At 31.0% G+C, this 15,834-nt stretch carries 11 protein-coding genes; all 11 read right to left on the bottom strand.

Annotation, left to right across the window (positions count from 1 at the left end):
* Positions 1-35: 35 nt before the first annotated feature.
* Positions 36-686, bottom strand: a complete 651-nt coding sequence (locus ACEYOS_RS04175; RefSeq protein WP_373709202.1) for a ParA family protein — start codon at positions 684-686, stop codon at positions 36-38.
* Complete coding sequence (locus tag ACEYOS_RS04170; protein WP_373709203.1) at positions 687-2,147, bottom strand: relaxase/mobilization nuclease domain-containing protein; 1,461 nt, start codon at positions 2,145-2,147, stop codon at positions 687-689.
* Positions 2,144-2,494, bottom strand: a complete 351-nt coding sequence (locus ACEYOS_RS04165; protein WP_373709204.1) for a hypothetical protein — start codon at positions 2,492-2,494, stop codon at positions 2,144-2,146. Before ACEYOS_RS04165 ends, ACEYOS_RS04170 begins: the two co-directional genes overlap by 4 nt.
* Before the next feature lie 58 nt (positions 2,495-2,552).
* Positions 2,553-3,347 (bottom strand): hypothetical protein, encoded by a 795-nt coding sequence (locus ACEYOS_RS04160; protein ID WP_373709205.1) that lies wholly within the window; start codon positions 3,345-3,347, stop codon positions 2,553-2,555.
* A 753-nt stretch (positions 3,348-4,100) separates the two neighbouring features.
* Positions 4,101-6,317: a UvrD-helicase domain-containing protein gene (locus ACEYOS_RS04155; protein WP_373709206.1), complete on the bottom strand. Its 2,217-nt coding sequence runs from the start codon at positions 6,315-6,317 to the stop codon at positions 4,101-4,103.
* Positions 6,307-8,103 carry an ATP-dependent endonuclease gene (locus ACEYOS_RS04150; protein ID WP_373709207.1) on the bottom strand — a complete coding sequence of 599 codons (1,797 nt, stop codon included), beginning with the start codon at positions 8,101-8,103 and terminating at the stop codon, positions 6,307-6,309. Before ACEYOS_RS04150 ends, ACEYOS_RS04155 begins: the two co-directional genes overlap by 11 nt.
* A 7-nt stretch (positions 8,104-8,110) precedes the next feature.
* On the bottom strand, positions 8,111-8,746 hold the full coding sequence (locus ACEYOS_RS04145; protein WP_373709208.1) for a DUF4391 domain-containing protein: 636 nt from the start codon (positions 8,744-8,746) through the stop codon (positions 8,111-8,113).
* Positions 8,743-11,976 carry a helicase-related protein gene (locus ACEYOS_RS04140; RefSeq protein WP_373709209.1) on the bottom strand — a complete coding sequence of 1,078 codons (3,234 nt, stop codon included), beginning with the start codon at positions 11,974-11,976 and terminating at the stop codon, positions 8,743-8,745. The genes ACEYOS_RS04145 and ACEYOS_RS04140 overlap by 4 nt, the downstream gene beginning before the upstream one ends.
* 3 nt (positions 11,977-11,979) lie before the next feature.
* Complete coding sequence (locus ACEYOS_RS04135) at positions 11,980-13,809, bottom strand: DUF262 domain-containing protein (RefSeq protein WP_373709210.1); 1,830 nt, start codon at positions 13,807-13,809, stop codon at positions 11,980-11,982.
* Positions 13,809-15,236 (bottom strand): DUF262 domain-containing protein, encoded by a 1,428-nt coding sequence (locus ACEYOS_RS04130; RefSeq protein ID WP_373709211.1) that lies wholly within the window; start codon positions 15,234-15,236, stop codon positions 13,809-13,811. The genes ACEYOS_RS04135 and ACEYOS_RS04130 overlap by 1 nt, the downstream gene beginning before the upstream one ends.
* Before the next feature lie 4 nt (positions 15,237-15,240).
* Complete coding sequence (locus tag ACEYOS_RS04125; RefSeq protein WP_373709212.1) at positions 15,241-15,822, bottom strand: GIY-YIG nuclease family protein; 582 nt, start codon at positions 15,820-15,822, stop codon at positions 15,241-15,243.
* Positions 15,823-15,834 lie beyond the last annotated feature (12 nt).

Below are 15,834 nucleotides of genomic sequence, written 5' to 3'. Positions count from 1 at the left end.
AAATTTTTTCTACTGAGATGTAGTGAATTAACGGGTTATATAGTGGTATCCAAGGTTTCATTGACGTGGCATATTATTTCATTAAATGGATCTCTTACTGCGTATTTTTGCTCATAAGTCAGTTTTCTGGTATCAATTATTTGCAAGCAGTTTCTCTTAAAAACTGGCGATTTTAGAAGTTTTCCATATCTATTTAATTCTGCATCCATTCCTTCTTGGTTTAAATATTTAAAACTTTTATCGTATTTGGAGCGAATAAAAATGCGATCTGCCTGACTTTCTATCTGTCCTAATACGTTCACAAAAACCAAAGTCGATTTTACAGAGACATCAGAATATTCAAAAGGGATGATGATAAAATTGCTGTAAATCAATAAATCGCTGTACTTTACATCCAGTGTTCCCGCCAAATCGAACAAATTGATTTCGTCATTATCTCTCAATCCAATAATAGTTTCTAAGTCTGGAAACGCTTGTGTATCATTTTCTCCTATGATTTCTACTTCATACAATTTTGGAATATCCAAGATTTCATCTTCTTTCCACTTGTGGTAAAATGACTTTTGAAAATCAAAATCGAAAACATTGAGTTTACGCTCTGAAATTCCTGAAAGGTAATTCGCAAAAGCAATTGCCAATGTGGTTTTTCCTGTTCCGCCTTTCTGGGTTGCAAAAGTGATTATCATTTATTTTCTTCTTTTTCGTTTCTTTTTTAGTTCGTCTTCTGCCGGATCTTTTGCTGTTGAAGTGCTTTTCATAAATTCAAATAGCATTTCGTCTAATGCCTCTGTAATTTCATTTTTGTCTGAACTGTTTTCGCTTTTTAAAAATATTTCATAACCATTTTCTCCAATCAACGACCTCAATTCTCCGATATAATGGAGCTGGGTATGAACTGCATATAATTTTCCATCTTCACTTTTAATGATAGAAATAGGATCATTGCTATTTTTTCCTTTTTGAGTTCTAATAAAATTCTTGACTTCATTTTGAATTTTTCTATAGGTGTCCAATTCTTTCTTTCCCCGGTTTTCAAAAATCATGAAGTCTTTTATTGCTGCTTTCGGATATTTTATTTTTAAAAATTCCAACAGAATCTTTTTGGATTCTTGGTTGGGAACATTATAATCTTTCAGAATTTCAAATAGCTTTTTATCTAATTTTTCAGATCTGAATTCAAACAATTCATTCATTTTCAAAACCTCACTTCCTTTATAAACTTTGCCTGTTTCATGGTCGATTAAAGTGTAACCAAATGGCTCAAAACCTTCTTTTTGATGAAACACAATATCAATCCCGAAAATGTCTTTGAGCCTTTTCTGCAGTTCGCTTTCAAACTCTATTTTTATTTTTGAATGATTATCACTTTTATTTTTTTTCTCCTCTGGAAGCATAGAATTTTGCCTTCTTCGGTCTTCTACTTTAAATACTTTATTGGAATAGATTTCTTTATATTTTATCAAAATAGCCTTGATTTGATTTCTCCTATTGTCATTTTTCTGGTTATCGAAAATAATTTGGTTGCCGTTTATGCTTTTCAGTTTTACGCCGTTTTTTAAAATGTCAAAGGCATTTGCCTCTTGTTTATTTTTGACCAGTTTAAATCCGCTTCTTTGGAGTAAAGTTTCTAATTGACTGAGTGTGCTGATTTTGTAATTCAATAATTTATTGAGTTCCTCTTCAGGTTTTGTAGCGTATAATTTTTCTAAAATTTTAATTAATGCTTTTTGAGATTTCAGTTTCTCGTAGCTATCATTTATTTTTTTGCCACTTGTTTTATCTACTCTGGTCGAAACGATATGAACATGATTATGATCGGTGTCATTATGAAAAACTACAGTAAATGGTTGCTTGCCGTAACCCATTTTTTCCATAAAATTTTCGGCAATTTCGGTGAGCTCTTCTTTGCTATGCTCCTGAAATTTTGTCGAAATCATCGCATGAAATTGTGGTTTTATCACTTTTTTATTTCCAACCGAAATCGCACGTAAATAATCTCTCACTTGTTGTTTATCGCTCGCTTCATTAATGAAAGACGGAAAGTTTTTCATCAACATTAATTCTCCTGACCCACTGTTGATTTTCTTATCATTATAATGCACTCCTGGAAAACTTGAACCTGCTGCATTCATGATTTTAACAATCATTTTGTGAGCATTGAATATAATTTCTCAAACATTTCATTCTGCTTTTTTTTAATAATTGCTATTTCTGAAAGTTGATTTGAAAAATTCTTCAATTCTATCTCACCTATAAATTTCTGCCCATTCACGATTTTTGCAACTTGGTTGATGTTGGTTTCTATTTTCACAAATAGATTGTCTTGTTTTTCAATGAACGCTATGATCTGTCGTCTGTCATTTTCTAAAATTTTTCCTTCGACAGAATTAACAATTAAACTGGTGAGAGAAATATTTTTATCTAAACAGAATTTTTTCCAATCCTCTTTTTTAAATTTTTCTATTCTTATTTTTATTAAATCTTCCTTGACCATTTTCGTTCATTAAAATTCAAACTCATCATTTGTGTTTGCGTTTAAAAGTTTTTTTACGTCACGGCAGATATGGTTTTACCCAGTTCGAATAGCCCTGTACTTCTCCATAAGTATAATAGTTCGTGGACATTTGATTTAAAGAAGAAATTGGAATTTGCAGAGCGTAATTTTCTAAAAGTGCTGGAAAGAATTGCGTGGAATTTTCTGTATGAAGCAATACGATCTGATTTGGAATATATCCGATATCTCTATAGATGTCCGCAATTCCAATAAACGCATTGCTCACAATTGGTGCTGAATCTGATGATCGAAAAATTTGAAAATGAACGTTGACTATCCCATGAATTTTTCTAAAAGTTACAGCCCCTTTTAGACCTGCGAAATTTTTTGTTCCAATACTATATGTTTTAGATGCTGTTAAATATGAATTGGTATTACCGTAATAATTAACTGGTGCAGACCAAGTAGAAGTTGAAGCTAATCCCGAAGTACTGTTCGGATCAAAAGATAATACAATCCTGTATTCAACTGGCTGAAACTGTTTTAAATAAGCTTGCCAAATATTACCATCAAAATAATAGGGTCCGGCTTCACTAACGTTAATCACTTGGCCAGACAGATTATTGGCAGCTGAAGTTGCAAAAACAATCGCACCCTTTTTTGAGGTAGTATATATTTTTGCTGCAAGTTGATCACCTGTTATTCGTGGAGGAATTATACCATCAAAATGGGTTACATCAGCTGGTTTTCCTACAACTTCAAATGTGGTTTCTGGTGTTTGGGTATTGATACCTACTTGCGCTTGAATAGAAACCGTTAGAAAAGATAGGAGGAGATAAATCAATTTTTTCATCTATTTACATTAAATATTTCGGGACAAAATTGAAAAATCAAGCCTTGCAAAACAACAGTATATCAGCGCTTTGGAGTAAAAACTACTAATTTGGAGTAATTTGGAGCGTTAGAAAGTGTAAATAATAGTAATCTGGAGTAATCTGGATTCTTCAACTAAAATTTCCATAAAAAAGAAAAACGAGTTCCGAAGTTTTTTCTCCTTTTTGCAAAAAAGGCAAGATCGTCTTAGTAACCAAAACTTGAAAAGTTTGTGGGTACAAAGACACATCTTGCTAGATCTATCCGTTATTTTTTCAGAACTCTGAAAAGGCTGGATTGAGGAAGGGTAAGGTATTGATATTCAAATAGAAATACTTGAATTTGCTTTTAAAAGAGAAAGAATGAAAGGTGGGGTTTAATTTACGCAGGTAGATGCGTTACTTGTAGTTAATTTACGCAGGTGTAGTATTCGGTTTACGCAGATTTTGGAAAGAAAGTGTAACTAATTTACTCAGGTGTGAAGGTTTACTTTGTACTATTTTACGCAAGTTTGAATTATCCTGTATCTATTTTATGCAGGTGCTTGTATTTATTTTACGCAGGTGCATAATTTTACTTTGTGCTAATTTACGTAGGTTTAAAAATATCCAACATCTATTTTACGCAGGTTACTGTATCTTTTTTACACAAGTTTTGAAGAAGGCCTGGGTGTATTTTATGCAAATTGGTTATTGTAAAGCAAATTTACCTATTAAATACACCGCGCAATAATTTAAATAAATCGAACATCCCATCCAGAGTTCTTATATTTCTGAATATCCTTTCCAACATTTAGTTTCCTCACAGCAAAACATAATAAATGAGTTGGTCTTGAAAAACCGACATACATCATTTTTAATGTTTCATTTGACCTAACTTTACCTAGATGAGAAAAATTCTGTTCTTGAAAAAACAATGGATTATTTCCATAGACAGGTTCTTTATTCTTAGTACCTGATTCGATCATGACATTTAATTTTGATGTTTCACAGAAATAATAATCTGTTTCAACATACATTGTAGCACAATGGGTTTGACCTTTTACAGAATGAACTGAACCTAGTTTAATTTCTAATTGATTTTGTTCTTGATTGTTTTTAATTTGTAAATCTGAAACAATAAAATCAAACGGCCTTTTAATAAAATCAGTTGATTTTAGAACTTTAAAATCTGAAATTATATCAATTAAGTCATTCGTCACATAATCAGAAAACTCTATAAAAATTTCTTCATAATTTTTTAGAGTGATTATAGAAAAACACCAATTAAATAATTTCTGTTTGAAATCTTGATAAAATTCATCTCCTTTATTTTTCACCAATTGAATGAAACTAGATTTCCTAAAATGTTTTTTAGAATCTGAATCGAAATAAATTTGTTCAATTCTTAAAACCCTAATTATTCCATTTAAGATGGATTTTCTAATAGATTCAAAAGTGTTTTTATCTTGATCAAATAAAAATACATATTTTCGTAAACAATTAAAATCGTCTTTGTTTTGTTTAGATTCTTTTGAATATTCTGGGTATAACTTTCTTAAGTACCACTTATTAGATCCTTCATCTTTATCGGTAGTCCATCCAACAATATGAAATCCATGTCCTAAATTCTTAGCATTTTGTTCTAGTTGATGATATTTTCTAAGTTCAATGAATTTTTCTTTTAGTTTATTAGCATCACCTTCATCATTATAAACCAAAAGATAAGGTGCTATATCCGTATTTCCAGACGTTCCTACGACTTCATAGCCTTCATCGCGATTTAATACAAAACCATCTATAAGTTTAGCTATGGTTGGTGTTAGTCTATGTGAATTATTTAGACTGAGATTTCTCTCAAATTTTTCCGCATCTATTTCATATCTAGTTTTCCAAACTACTTCGCCTCCTAAGGATTTACTAGAATAAATAGCCTGATTCTTATCCCCAATTCTTTGAATTACCGTTCTAGAATTTCCACTAAAAAAAATATCGTCCACCAAATTAACTTGATCCTGATCTAAATCTTGCATTTCATCAATAAAGACATAATGAAATCTATTTTGTAATATCTCAATTAGCACTTTTTGTATTCCTATATAATATTGTGCAATTGAAAATGAATCACGAAATCTTAGGATACCCTTTTTTAAAGCTTCTTCAAAATAACCTAATAGTTCTTTACCGGAATTAGAATCGAAACTCAAATCACCTGATTTAGATTTAAATTTTCTATTATTAAAATCAATATTATACCTTAAACAATAGGTTTGCTTTTCATCTTTTACTTTGTTAATTGCAAAATTATGAATGAATCTTAAAAAAGTCTTTACTATATCAATATCCCCGCTACTAATTTTCTTTAATTCTGAATAATTACAAGTACCATTTTTATTAAGAATTTTATTTTTTTTTAATAATATTAATTGCTGTTTAGCTTCTGATTTGCTTAATGCACAATTTTTTTCTAAATCTTCGACTTTAATTTTTGAATATTGTGAATATATTTGATTAAATATAAATCCATTCAGTTTCGAAGTATATCCTATTTTATAGAATTCATTGAGCAACTCATTTTCCGAAATTTCATCATCGTTCTTTCTGATATAACTTCCATATAAGTCAAAATTGGCTTGATTTGCAATGAATTTATTAGCAAAACTTTGCACCGTTCCAACAAAATTAGGATAGGAAAATAATTGAGGACAAATGGGTTTGAGTACTTTTTCTATTTCTTGTATTGCATGATTAGTATGAGCTAAAACCAATATTCCCGCATTGTCAGGGAAAGGCATTTGTTTTGCCATACAATATAACTTAGCTAACAGTGCTGTAGTTTTTCCGCTACCAGGAACAGCAAGTAAATCTACGGTATCCATAAAATTAATGAATTCAATTCTTTCAGGATCAAATTCGGCTCCTCCAATTAAAATTCCTTCTGCTTCTCTTATATGATCCGGATTAATTTTCATAACCACAAACATGTTTAATAGAATTAACTAAATAGAATAAATAAGGATCTTGTTCAATATGTTTTTTTGATATTATAGTATTCTCTTCTAGTAATTCGGCAAACACAATTGCGACAGCGACTTTATCAATGGGTGAAGTCCCTTCTTTTTTCAATAATTTTCTTATAAATTTTTCCTCAAAAGTCTTTTTGTACTTACCATCTTCATCAGTTTTAAATTCATTGGTACCAGAATGTACTTTCGCAATAGCTTCTTTAAAGAGATCTGATAAACAAGATTTATATAGACACCATTCTAATGTCCACTCCTTTGCAATTTCTAAATTAATATCTGTTTTTAGAAATGATAATTTTAACTTTTGTAAATTATTTTGCTTTGTTTTCACCCGCTCATCCTCGTCAGTTTCTTCTTTGAATATACCATTTTCATCAGGTCTATTATCTAAATCAGTAACTACAGAAACACGTACATTCATTTTAGTTTCATCTGCTCTAAGAAATATTTTCGCAAAATGTAGATAGGCTGTAGAGGCTACATTTATAACTGATATTTCATTTTTAGTTAAATCATAACCTAGTTTACTTGCTAAGACTGGTATTATTATCTCCTCTGACCAACCTTCAACAATTATATTTCCTTTGGAAAAGAAAAGATTGCTTTTGGTAACATCTAGAAATCGTTTTAAATATTTATAATTATCTTCTTCTAATTTAGTTTTTCCTTCACCTAAGGGATATATTTGATTGTTTTTGCAAATAATCATGTCTTTCAGATCTGCCTGTGAAGTAATATTTGGACTGTGGGTAGTAAGAATATATTGTAAATCTGGTTCTAGCTTTAATCTATTTACTATTTTCAATTGCGCCTGAGGATGCAAATGAGCTTCCAGTTCCTCAATCATGCATAATTTCAATCCGTTCCAATTTGCTTTTTTAAGATGTAGTAATTCGGCGGCCATAAATAAGCGGTTCATTGTTCCTAATCCCAAATTATTTGCATCAACTATCCCAAGAGATATTTTTTCGAGAATATTATTTATTTTAGTAGAACCTAAATCAAAAGAGGACTCTGACCCATTTCCAATAAATGATCTTACAAAGTCATCAACTACTTTTTTTATATTCGTGTTATAACCTAAATTTTCATCTTTAAATTTATCTTTAATTTCTTTACTAGTTTTATCAAATAATTCTTCAAATTCATGTAAACCTTTTCCATTTTTGGTTTTGAATTCTTTATGTTCTTTCAGAATTTGAGATAATCTTGAGTTCTTTTTAGCTGTTAATTCAGAATCTGCATCTCGAAGCGCTTTCAAATAGGTGCATTTTAAATATTCTTTAGCTTCAGCAGTTAATAGATTACCATGTCCATCCATTCCTGCTCTGACATCTGTAGGAATTATTTTACCATCCTTAAATTGCGCTTGGTAAATAAGAATTAGCTTAGGTCTATTTTCTTCTTCTTTACTCCAACCACACCATTCGATAAAATTTGAAGCTTCTAGGTTAGAAATTCCTGAAAACTCAATTTCAATTCTTAACGTTTCGGAAATTTCATTACCATTACTAAAAAAATCAGTTTCTTCTACTTTAATCCATTCGTATGCATGCGTTTTTAAAACTAACTTAATAGCATCAATAATAGCTGATTTTCCTGAATCATTTTCTCCTATAAGAATGTTCATGCCTTTGTTAAAGGAAACAATAAGATCTGGCTTTAAAATTTCCAAAGTTTTCAAAGAGCCATATTTTCTAAAATTCCAGAGTTTTAAAGATGATATATACATAATAACTTCAGTTTGATTTATTTTCCAAATCCTTTAACTTCATATTCAGTTCTACCTTTTTGCTAAACTGCTTACATTTTAAAATAGCAGACTTAAGATTTTGTATTTCTTTGTTATAATTGTCAACATCTTTTTGATTTGACACTAGTTCCTTAATATTCTTTACTAATACTTTAGAAGAATTAAACTGCTCACAAAAAGTTTTATATACAAAATCAAGGTTATTCTTTAGTTCAATATGAAAAGTATTTTTATTTTCTTCAAACCAATCAGATGAAAACGTATAATCTATAACAGATGTATTTTCATTATGGGGATTAGAGTGTTTTGGGGATGTAGAAATATAAATAAAACTGCTATACCTAATTACAAAAATTATTAAATACGGAATCGCTTTATCAATAATTGACAGAATAGATTTAATTTCAACTTTTTCTTTTAGTTCAATATTGAATACTTGAATTTCTATTATTTCTTTTGATTGTAAATTAGTAGTATCAGTAGACAACTTATGTGACCAAGTAATTTTCGAAACGCAATCACTAATTTGCTTTTTCTGCTTAGCATTGGTGTAAGAATCAAAAGCATTTTTTGGAATGACTTTTTCTACCGACGTCGTTTTGGGCAAATTAAATATGTTCATTCTTTTACAATTAAAAACGAAATCAACTTAAAATCTTCAATGCCTTTGAACTTGTCTTTCATCACGTTTGTTCCGCCTGATTGAAACAAACTATGAATTACTTTTTCTTCTTCTGTTTGTAATATCGTTCCAATAGATTTTTTAAGCAATTCCGAATACACAGACATATTGTGATAATCGTCGGTTTCCTTATTGATTTGTTCGCACAAAGAAATGATAGGTTCTTGAACACCTTTACTCAACATTCGCATGGCGTCCAAAACTTTCTTTGAATCGATATGGTTAAATAATAACTTTCCGTTTTGATCGATATAAACTAGATAATACGGATGCAAACGGTTCAACTTATTGATATTAATATGCTCATTAATATTTTTCAACACATAAATTACCCCTGGTTTTAAAAGTTCGGTTGACTGAACTACAGCGTGAATGCCTTCGGGAATATCGGTCAATTCACCATATTGTTTGATGTAATTAGACAAGTCAATTCTGAAATCATTCAATCCTAAATCGGTAATATCGATTCCCTCACGCAAATCTTCTAAATCTGTTACTTCATCTTGCAATTTTTGTAATTGAAGTTTACGGTATTCTAAATCTTTTTGATTTTCTTTCAGAATATTATCGTCTGCTGTTCCTGATAAATCTGAAATCAACATTCGATCTTCCACTCGCTGCTTTAAGTTGATGTAATTATCCAAGGTAATATCTGGCCAAAAATTGACCAATGTAATAGAATCATTCTTAGACCCAATTCTATCAATTCTACCGAAACGCTGAATGATGCGAACTGGATTCCAGTGAATATCGTAATTAATCAGGTAATCACAATCCTGTAGATTTTGTCCTTCAGAAATACAGTCTGTAGCAATAAGTATATCAATTTCTTCATTTATGTTTGGAAACAACAAATCCTTGTCTTTGGATTTCGGCGAAAAACACGTTAATAATGCATTGAGTTCAGTAGGAATAGTTTTGGTTGTTGCCTCTCTTCTTGAACCTGTTATTATGGTAGAATGTATGCTATTTTTCTCTTTGAAATGTTTGCTTACATTTTCGTATAAATAATTGGCGGTATCAGCAAAAGCAGTAAATACAATAACTTTTTTGTTGCCAGGATTTAAAGGATTTTGAATTTTATGTGTAATAGTGTCTATTAATTTTTGCAACTTATGATCCAAAAGTGGAGAAATTTGATTCACCTTTTCCATCAATTGACTTAAAACCGCTAAATCTTCTTCTAAATCTTCTTTCCATTGGCGACGATCTAAATCAGCCAAATGTACTTTCACTTTTTTACCGATTACATTTTCTTCATCGCCCCAATTCGCATCCCAATCAAAATTTTCATCCTGCATATCGAATTGAATACTAGAGATGTTTTCTATTCCATCTTTGGTGATGGTTTTTATGGTTTGCTCGATTTGTGATAAAATACCATTGGCCGTGATTCTAAAGGAATCTATAGAGCTTTCAATCCGTTTCAATAAATTGATACGCAATAAGTTTTTCAAACTCGATTCTCTATCTATCTGGGTTAGCTTTCCTCCTTTTGTTTGCTTATCATATTTCTCAGCATATTTTCCAAATTGGCTTGGCAAAATATATTTTAAAGGGGTGTAAACAGATAAGTTCAAAAGACCTAAAAGTTCAGCTATTTCATTATACGTAACTGAATCATTTTCTGTCAATGCACAAGCTAATGAAACAGGTTTATTGCGGGTTGGGAATTTACCAATATCGCTCGTGTCATAATAGGTAGTGATATGTTTTCGGGAGCGGGCAATGGTTAGTGAATCTAATATTTCAAAGAAATCAAAATCAATAAGATCCAATAATTTCTCAGTGGTACGATCCTCGATTTCCATTTTCGACCAGGTATTAAAAGCCGACTGTGCTCTTTTAAAAATGACATCAATACCGTTATTAGTATCTAGTTTTTCATCAATCAATGCTGCATCGCCTTCATAAGCCAATGCCAATTGATTTTTTAAATCATTGAAACGATTATTTACTGGCGTTGCAGAGAGCATCAGTACTTTTGTTTCGATGCCTTCTCGCATCACTTTTCGGATTAGTGACTGATAGCGATTTTCTTTATCTGAATACGTCAATCCTGCATTTCTGAAATTATGCGATTCATCAATTACCACCAATCCATAATTTCCCCAATTCACGTTGGCAAGATTTCGACCATTGCTCATTCCCGATTCACGAGATAAATCGGTGTGAAACAAAACATCATAATTGAAACGGTCTTTCGCCAACATATTGGTTTTATCGTTGTGGCGGAATGTGTTCCAGTTGGCTTCCAATTTTTTGGGACAAAGCACCAAAACATCTTTATTACGCATCTCATAATATTTGATAACGCCCAAAGCGGAAAAGGTCTTTCCCAATCCCACACTGTCCGCCAAGATGCAACCTTTGTATTTTTCTAATTTATTTATCGCACCAATAACAGCATCTTTTTGAAAATTAAAGAGTTTATTCCAAACTACCGTATCTTTAAAACCTACACGATCATCCGGAAGATTATCCAAACTAAGATCATCTAAAAAATCATTAAAAATATTGTAAAGCGTAATGAAATAGATAAATTCTGGACTATTATCTTTAAATGCTTTTTCGAAATATTGCTGGACTTTTGCGGTGACTTCCTCCAAATTTTCATCGTCTTCCCAAACTTGATTAAAATACTCTAGATAAGCTTTTGCATTTGGGAAATCTGTTTTCTGAATTAAAGTAGGAAATCCTTTTTTGGGTGTAATTCCTAAATCTGCTGTAGTGAAACTATTGACATTTGTCCACGCATAAGAAGACTCATCTTTATTCTCTGAATGAATCATTCCCGATAAAGGATAATTTGTCTGTTTGTTCGATTTGAAAATCACCTTATCCCTTACCCATTGGCTACATTCTTGGGCGATGGCACGTTGTGTTAATTGATTACGTAAGCGCAACTCAAATTCACCACCACATAAATCTGCTTCTTTAAACAAATGTGGAATAAAGAATTTTGGCACTTCTTTTTTGAAATTTTCCTGCAAGAAAGTTGGCGACGTAAATATAAAACGCAGTTCTTCGACATTCTGTAATTCTTTCCGCAAGGCCTCAAAAGCATATATAGAAAACGAAGAAGCGGCAATAGAAAGTTTGCTTTTTTTACCAATGCTTTCTTTTAGATCATCAATTAGGCGGGTGTTTATATTGTCAATTAATTTCATAACTTATTCCGAAATCATTAAAATTTCTTTTCTTCTATCTAATAAATCCCCTATTTCTTTTCTGTGATTTAATATTTCATCATTCCCCCATTGCTTCTTATGATTTGTAATATTATAAATAATTTTCTGCTTAGGTGGAAGATTTATTTTGTAATATTTTCCATCGATAGCAGCTTTTCCGGTTGGATGTTCATTGTTCATTTTAGAATTTGAACTCTTATTAATTAAACAAAGATTACCCAGATTGTCAAGCAAACCTTCATTGATTTCATTTTTATAGGACTGAGGGAGATGATGTTCTACTGAATTACGATAAGTAAATTTGAAATCAGAAGGGAACTGCACCCAATATAAATAATCAATAAAATTGAATAAAAAATGTGGAGCTTTGACCCCTTCATCAAACTTGGTGGAGTCCATGTTTACATCGAAATGATTTAAAATAATTCCATCAATAAAATCTAGAAATTCATTATCACTAATGTCAAATCTCTGTTTATCAGAGAAAAAAGCTATAATATTTTGCAACCAATTTTTATATTTTCTGTTCCTGAATGTTACTTGTAATAAAGAAATAGATTTTATTAATCGGTCCTGGTCTTCAAAAGTATTTTTATATTTTAAGCTAGTGGAAATTTTATTTTCTGCTTTGGAATAATCATATCGATACGGCTTTTTAAGTGTCCACTTATAATTTTCTTCATCTTTCTCATCATCTGTTGCCTTAACTATAAATCGATCAAAAACAGTCCGATAATAAAGTAAATCATTTATAAAATCTTTGGCATCAATTCTTTCTTTCAAACTATCATAAACTGAAATCAAATCTTTTTCATTTAACGGAATCTCTGTTTCATTACCAGATTGATATTTGACTTTAAAAATATGCATCAAAAAGTTGGAAAAATCAATGATCGATTGATCTTTACCAGCATCATCAATATCATCAATTTTATCCGAAGTATTATTTCCCAGTGATTGTTTTTCTAATGCATCATTAATTGAAAATCCATTTTCTTGCTTCGATTCTTCTTCTAAAAAATCAACGATATTAATTTTGTCGTAATTTTCACCAAAATATTTCCGCCTATCTTCTGCAGAAAATAATTTCTGAATATGTACATCCATCTGCGAACACGCATCCCATATTTTTGAAAATTCATCTTGTTGTTTTTCAAAATAATTACCGTTTTGATCTCTCAATGTTTCCATCAAATAAGATTTCAGAATTTCGTGTTTCTGAAGTTGTTCACCGCGGTTATTCATTATTTCAAAATAAGAAGCGACATCTGTGTCCTGAGGAATTTCTACCCTAACGAGAATTACATTTTCAAATACAAACTTTTTAAATTTGTCAAAATCTTCAATATCGAAAAGCTTTTTTCCCTCAACTTCATCAGGGTTGACAATGGATTGTTTCAACAAATCTACTGCGTTTATAAGATGTGAAACTTTATAATTAAACGTAACATCTTTGGTGCTTCCGTTTCTAAAATAGGAATCAAAAAAAGCTTCCACCTCTGGTCTTGACTCATAAAAAAGTTTAGGCTCTTTAACTAGTCCCAATATTTTCAGCAAAAGAGACAGCGTTGTTAATCTTTGCTGACCATCTATAACTTCATAATATCCATCTTTTCTTTTTAGCACTACCAAACTACCAATAAAGTAATTTAAAGTTGGATTTTTTTTTGACTTTTTAAAGTTTTCATACAAATCCTGAAGCAGCTGCTCTATTTCATCTTGTGCCCACGCATAATTTCTTTGATACAGGGGAACAATGTATTTACTTTGAAATATTTCCTGTAAACTTTTATTTAAATTCTTTGTTTCCATTATGCAAAACTATATTTAGTTGAATTCACTTTCTTTTCATCTCCCGATGTCAAATGAACTTTTTGTTCCATAAAATACTTAATGATAAAATCTACATCCTTTTTACAAACTACTTTTTTATTGGCCATTTTTTCCAATATAATTAAATCAGAATAGGTTTGAGCATTTTCTATAATATTAAAAACCTGGTTTTGAATAGGATAATCAGCAACACTTGCATATCGCACCTGTTCTTTTTCAAGACGCAGTCTGTAAACCAATAGGTATAATGTTTTATGGTATTTGTTCACGCCATCTTCTCCAAATTTATCAAACATCAGCATAATCAGAGATTTATAAAGCTCAAAAAGATATTGATCTCCATCACGGTGCGAACCAGAATATTTACAATTTTTCTGAATAAACTTTTTGAATTCCTTCATGTCTTCATATTCAGAATTAAAAAGCCGCTTGTAGATTTCAACATAGGTTTCTGTATACTCAAAGAAGTCTTTTCCATTCACAATATTTTGATTGAGTAAAGCAAATGGACTAATATTTTCAGGTGAATACTGCTTGAATCTTGACTTCACACCATTTACAGCAACACCTAGCGACTTAAAATAATTCTGCATTACAACCTGCAACAATTCTTTGTTTTGATAAGGGAAATCAATCGGATGATTTTTATTAACCGTTATACCTTTAAATTCTTTGATTTGCTTTTTATCGAACTCCAATGCAGTTTCTTTGCGACTCCACAATCTGGTTCTGTATAATTGCTCATTGACCAATTGTCTTAATAAATCTGAGACCTGATCACTGTCTTTGTTCGATTGATACCGTGCCGCACCTTCCCATGTTTTGTCACAAGCTATTTTCTCCTCAAACGTATTACTTTCCATTGCACGGATATGGTAAGCCTTCAAAAGATTATATGCTTCTAACTCTTTGCCACGTCCATTCTGCGAATCAAACATCTGGAATGCTTCGGAAAGGTCACTCACTTTAATTTCTACAAATTCGCAGTATTCTAAAATATACTTCTCAAAATCTCTTATATCATTTCCTATATTTTCTTGTACCCAGGAGTCTATAAAATTTTTGTTGCGAATAATCGAATTAAGTGAATCCTGATGCTTGTACAGTAGTGAATTTCTCAAACCAGAACCTACCTCACTATCTAAAGATTTCAGGACAAGCAAAATAGTGGTGATACGCTGTTGACCATCAACGATATTAAGTTGCGAATCTTTATTGTCGTTATTAAGAATCACACTTCCAATTCTATAAGAACTTTTACCCTCTTTCCAGCTGTTAGTAATATCTTCTAATAATAATCGGACATTATCTTCTGTCCAGCGGTAAGGTCTTTGGTAGTTTGGGATTTCCATACGGTCATCCAATACTTTAATGACCTTTTTGATTTCAGCGGTTATTTTGTCCAAGTTCTTAGTTTTTGTTTTTATTAAAAGTACTTTCAGCTTCAGTTCTACAAATCATTCTTAAACCATCAAGTTTATCTGCGAAAATGTTATATTTCTTTGTGCGTGGATCCAAATCAAGTGTTGGATTCAAAATCTTTATCACATCTTCTTCAAAATTTCGCAACTTTGAATAAGGAATAGAATGCTCATCTTTCCAATATCCAACGATCAGATTATTACACATCCAGTTTGTCAGCAATTGTTCTCCTTCTGAATTAAAAATATAATTCAAAATCTCTCTCTTTTCATTCTTTCCATTTCTAGAGAATGCAAACAGTTTAAAATCATCTTTTAAGATCGCACCAAGAGATCGTCTTAATGTAGAGCGACCTGTACTTTTATTATGGAAATGATTTCCCAAATCTCTCTTCTTCAAACTTTCCTTTGCAATTCCAACATATAAAACTTGATTTGGTTTTCCGAAATCTTTTAATGTAGAATTATCTTTCAACATGAAAGCATAAATACCTGGGCAAGTCGGATAATCAACATGTTCATTTACATGTTTAGCAGTGTTTTTTATAGATTGGATAATTGAATTTAACATAATGATTAAACT

Origin of the sequence: Kaistella sp., from assembly GCF_041824135.1 — a bacterium.
GTDB lineage: Bacteria > Bacteroidota > Bacteroidia > Flavobacteriales > Weeksellaceae > Kaistella.
Note: the sequence above shows the minus strand (reverse complement) of the source record. Positions and strands in the feature narration are given on the sequence as shown.

Bases quoted from the DNA above. Each gene is read 5' to 3' on its own strand.
- ACEYOS_RS04175 (WP_373709202.1), bottom strand. From the start codon at position 686: ATGATAATCACTTTTGCAACCCAGAAAGGCGGAACAGGAAAAACCACA.
- ACEYOS_RS04170 (WP_373709203.1), bottom strand. From the start codon at position 2,147: ATGATTGTTAAAATCATGAATGCAGCAGGTTCAAGTTTTCCAGGAGTG.
- ACEYOS_RS04165 (WP_373709204.1), bottom strand. From the start codon at position 2,494: ATGGTCAAGGAAGATTTAATAAAAATAAGAATAGAAAAATTTAAAAAA.
- ACEYOS_RS04160 (WP_373709205.1), bottom strand. From the start codon at position 3,347: ATGAAAAAATTGATTTATCTCCTCCTATCTTTTCTAACGGTTTCTATT.
- ACEYOS_RS04155 (WP_373709206.1), bottom strand. From the start codon at position 6,317: ATGAAAATTAATCCGGATCATATAAGAGAAGCAGAAGGAATTTTAATT.
- ACEYOS_RS04150 (WP_373709207.1), bottom strand. From the start codon at position 8,103: ATGTATATATCATCTTTAAAACTCTGGAATTTTAGAAAATATGGCTCT.
- ACEYOS_RS04145 (WP_373709208.1), bottom strand. From the start codon at position 8,746: ATGAACATATTTAATTTGCCCAAAACGACGTCGGTAGAAAAAGTCATT.
- ACEYOS_RS04140 (WP_373709209.1), bottom strand. From the start codon at position 11,976: ATGAAATTAATTGACAATATAAACACCCGCCTAATTGATGATCTAAAA.
- ACEYOS_RS04135 (WP_373709210.1), bottom strand. From the start codon at position 13,809: ATGGAAACAAAGAATTTAAATAAAAGTTTACAGGAAATATTTCAAAGT.
- ACEYOS_RS04125 (WP_373709212.1), bottom strand. From the start codon at position 15,822: ATGTTAAATTCAATTATCCAATCTATAAAAAACACTGCTAAACATGTA.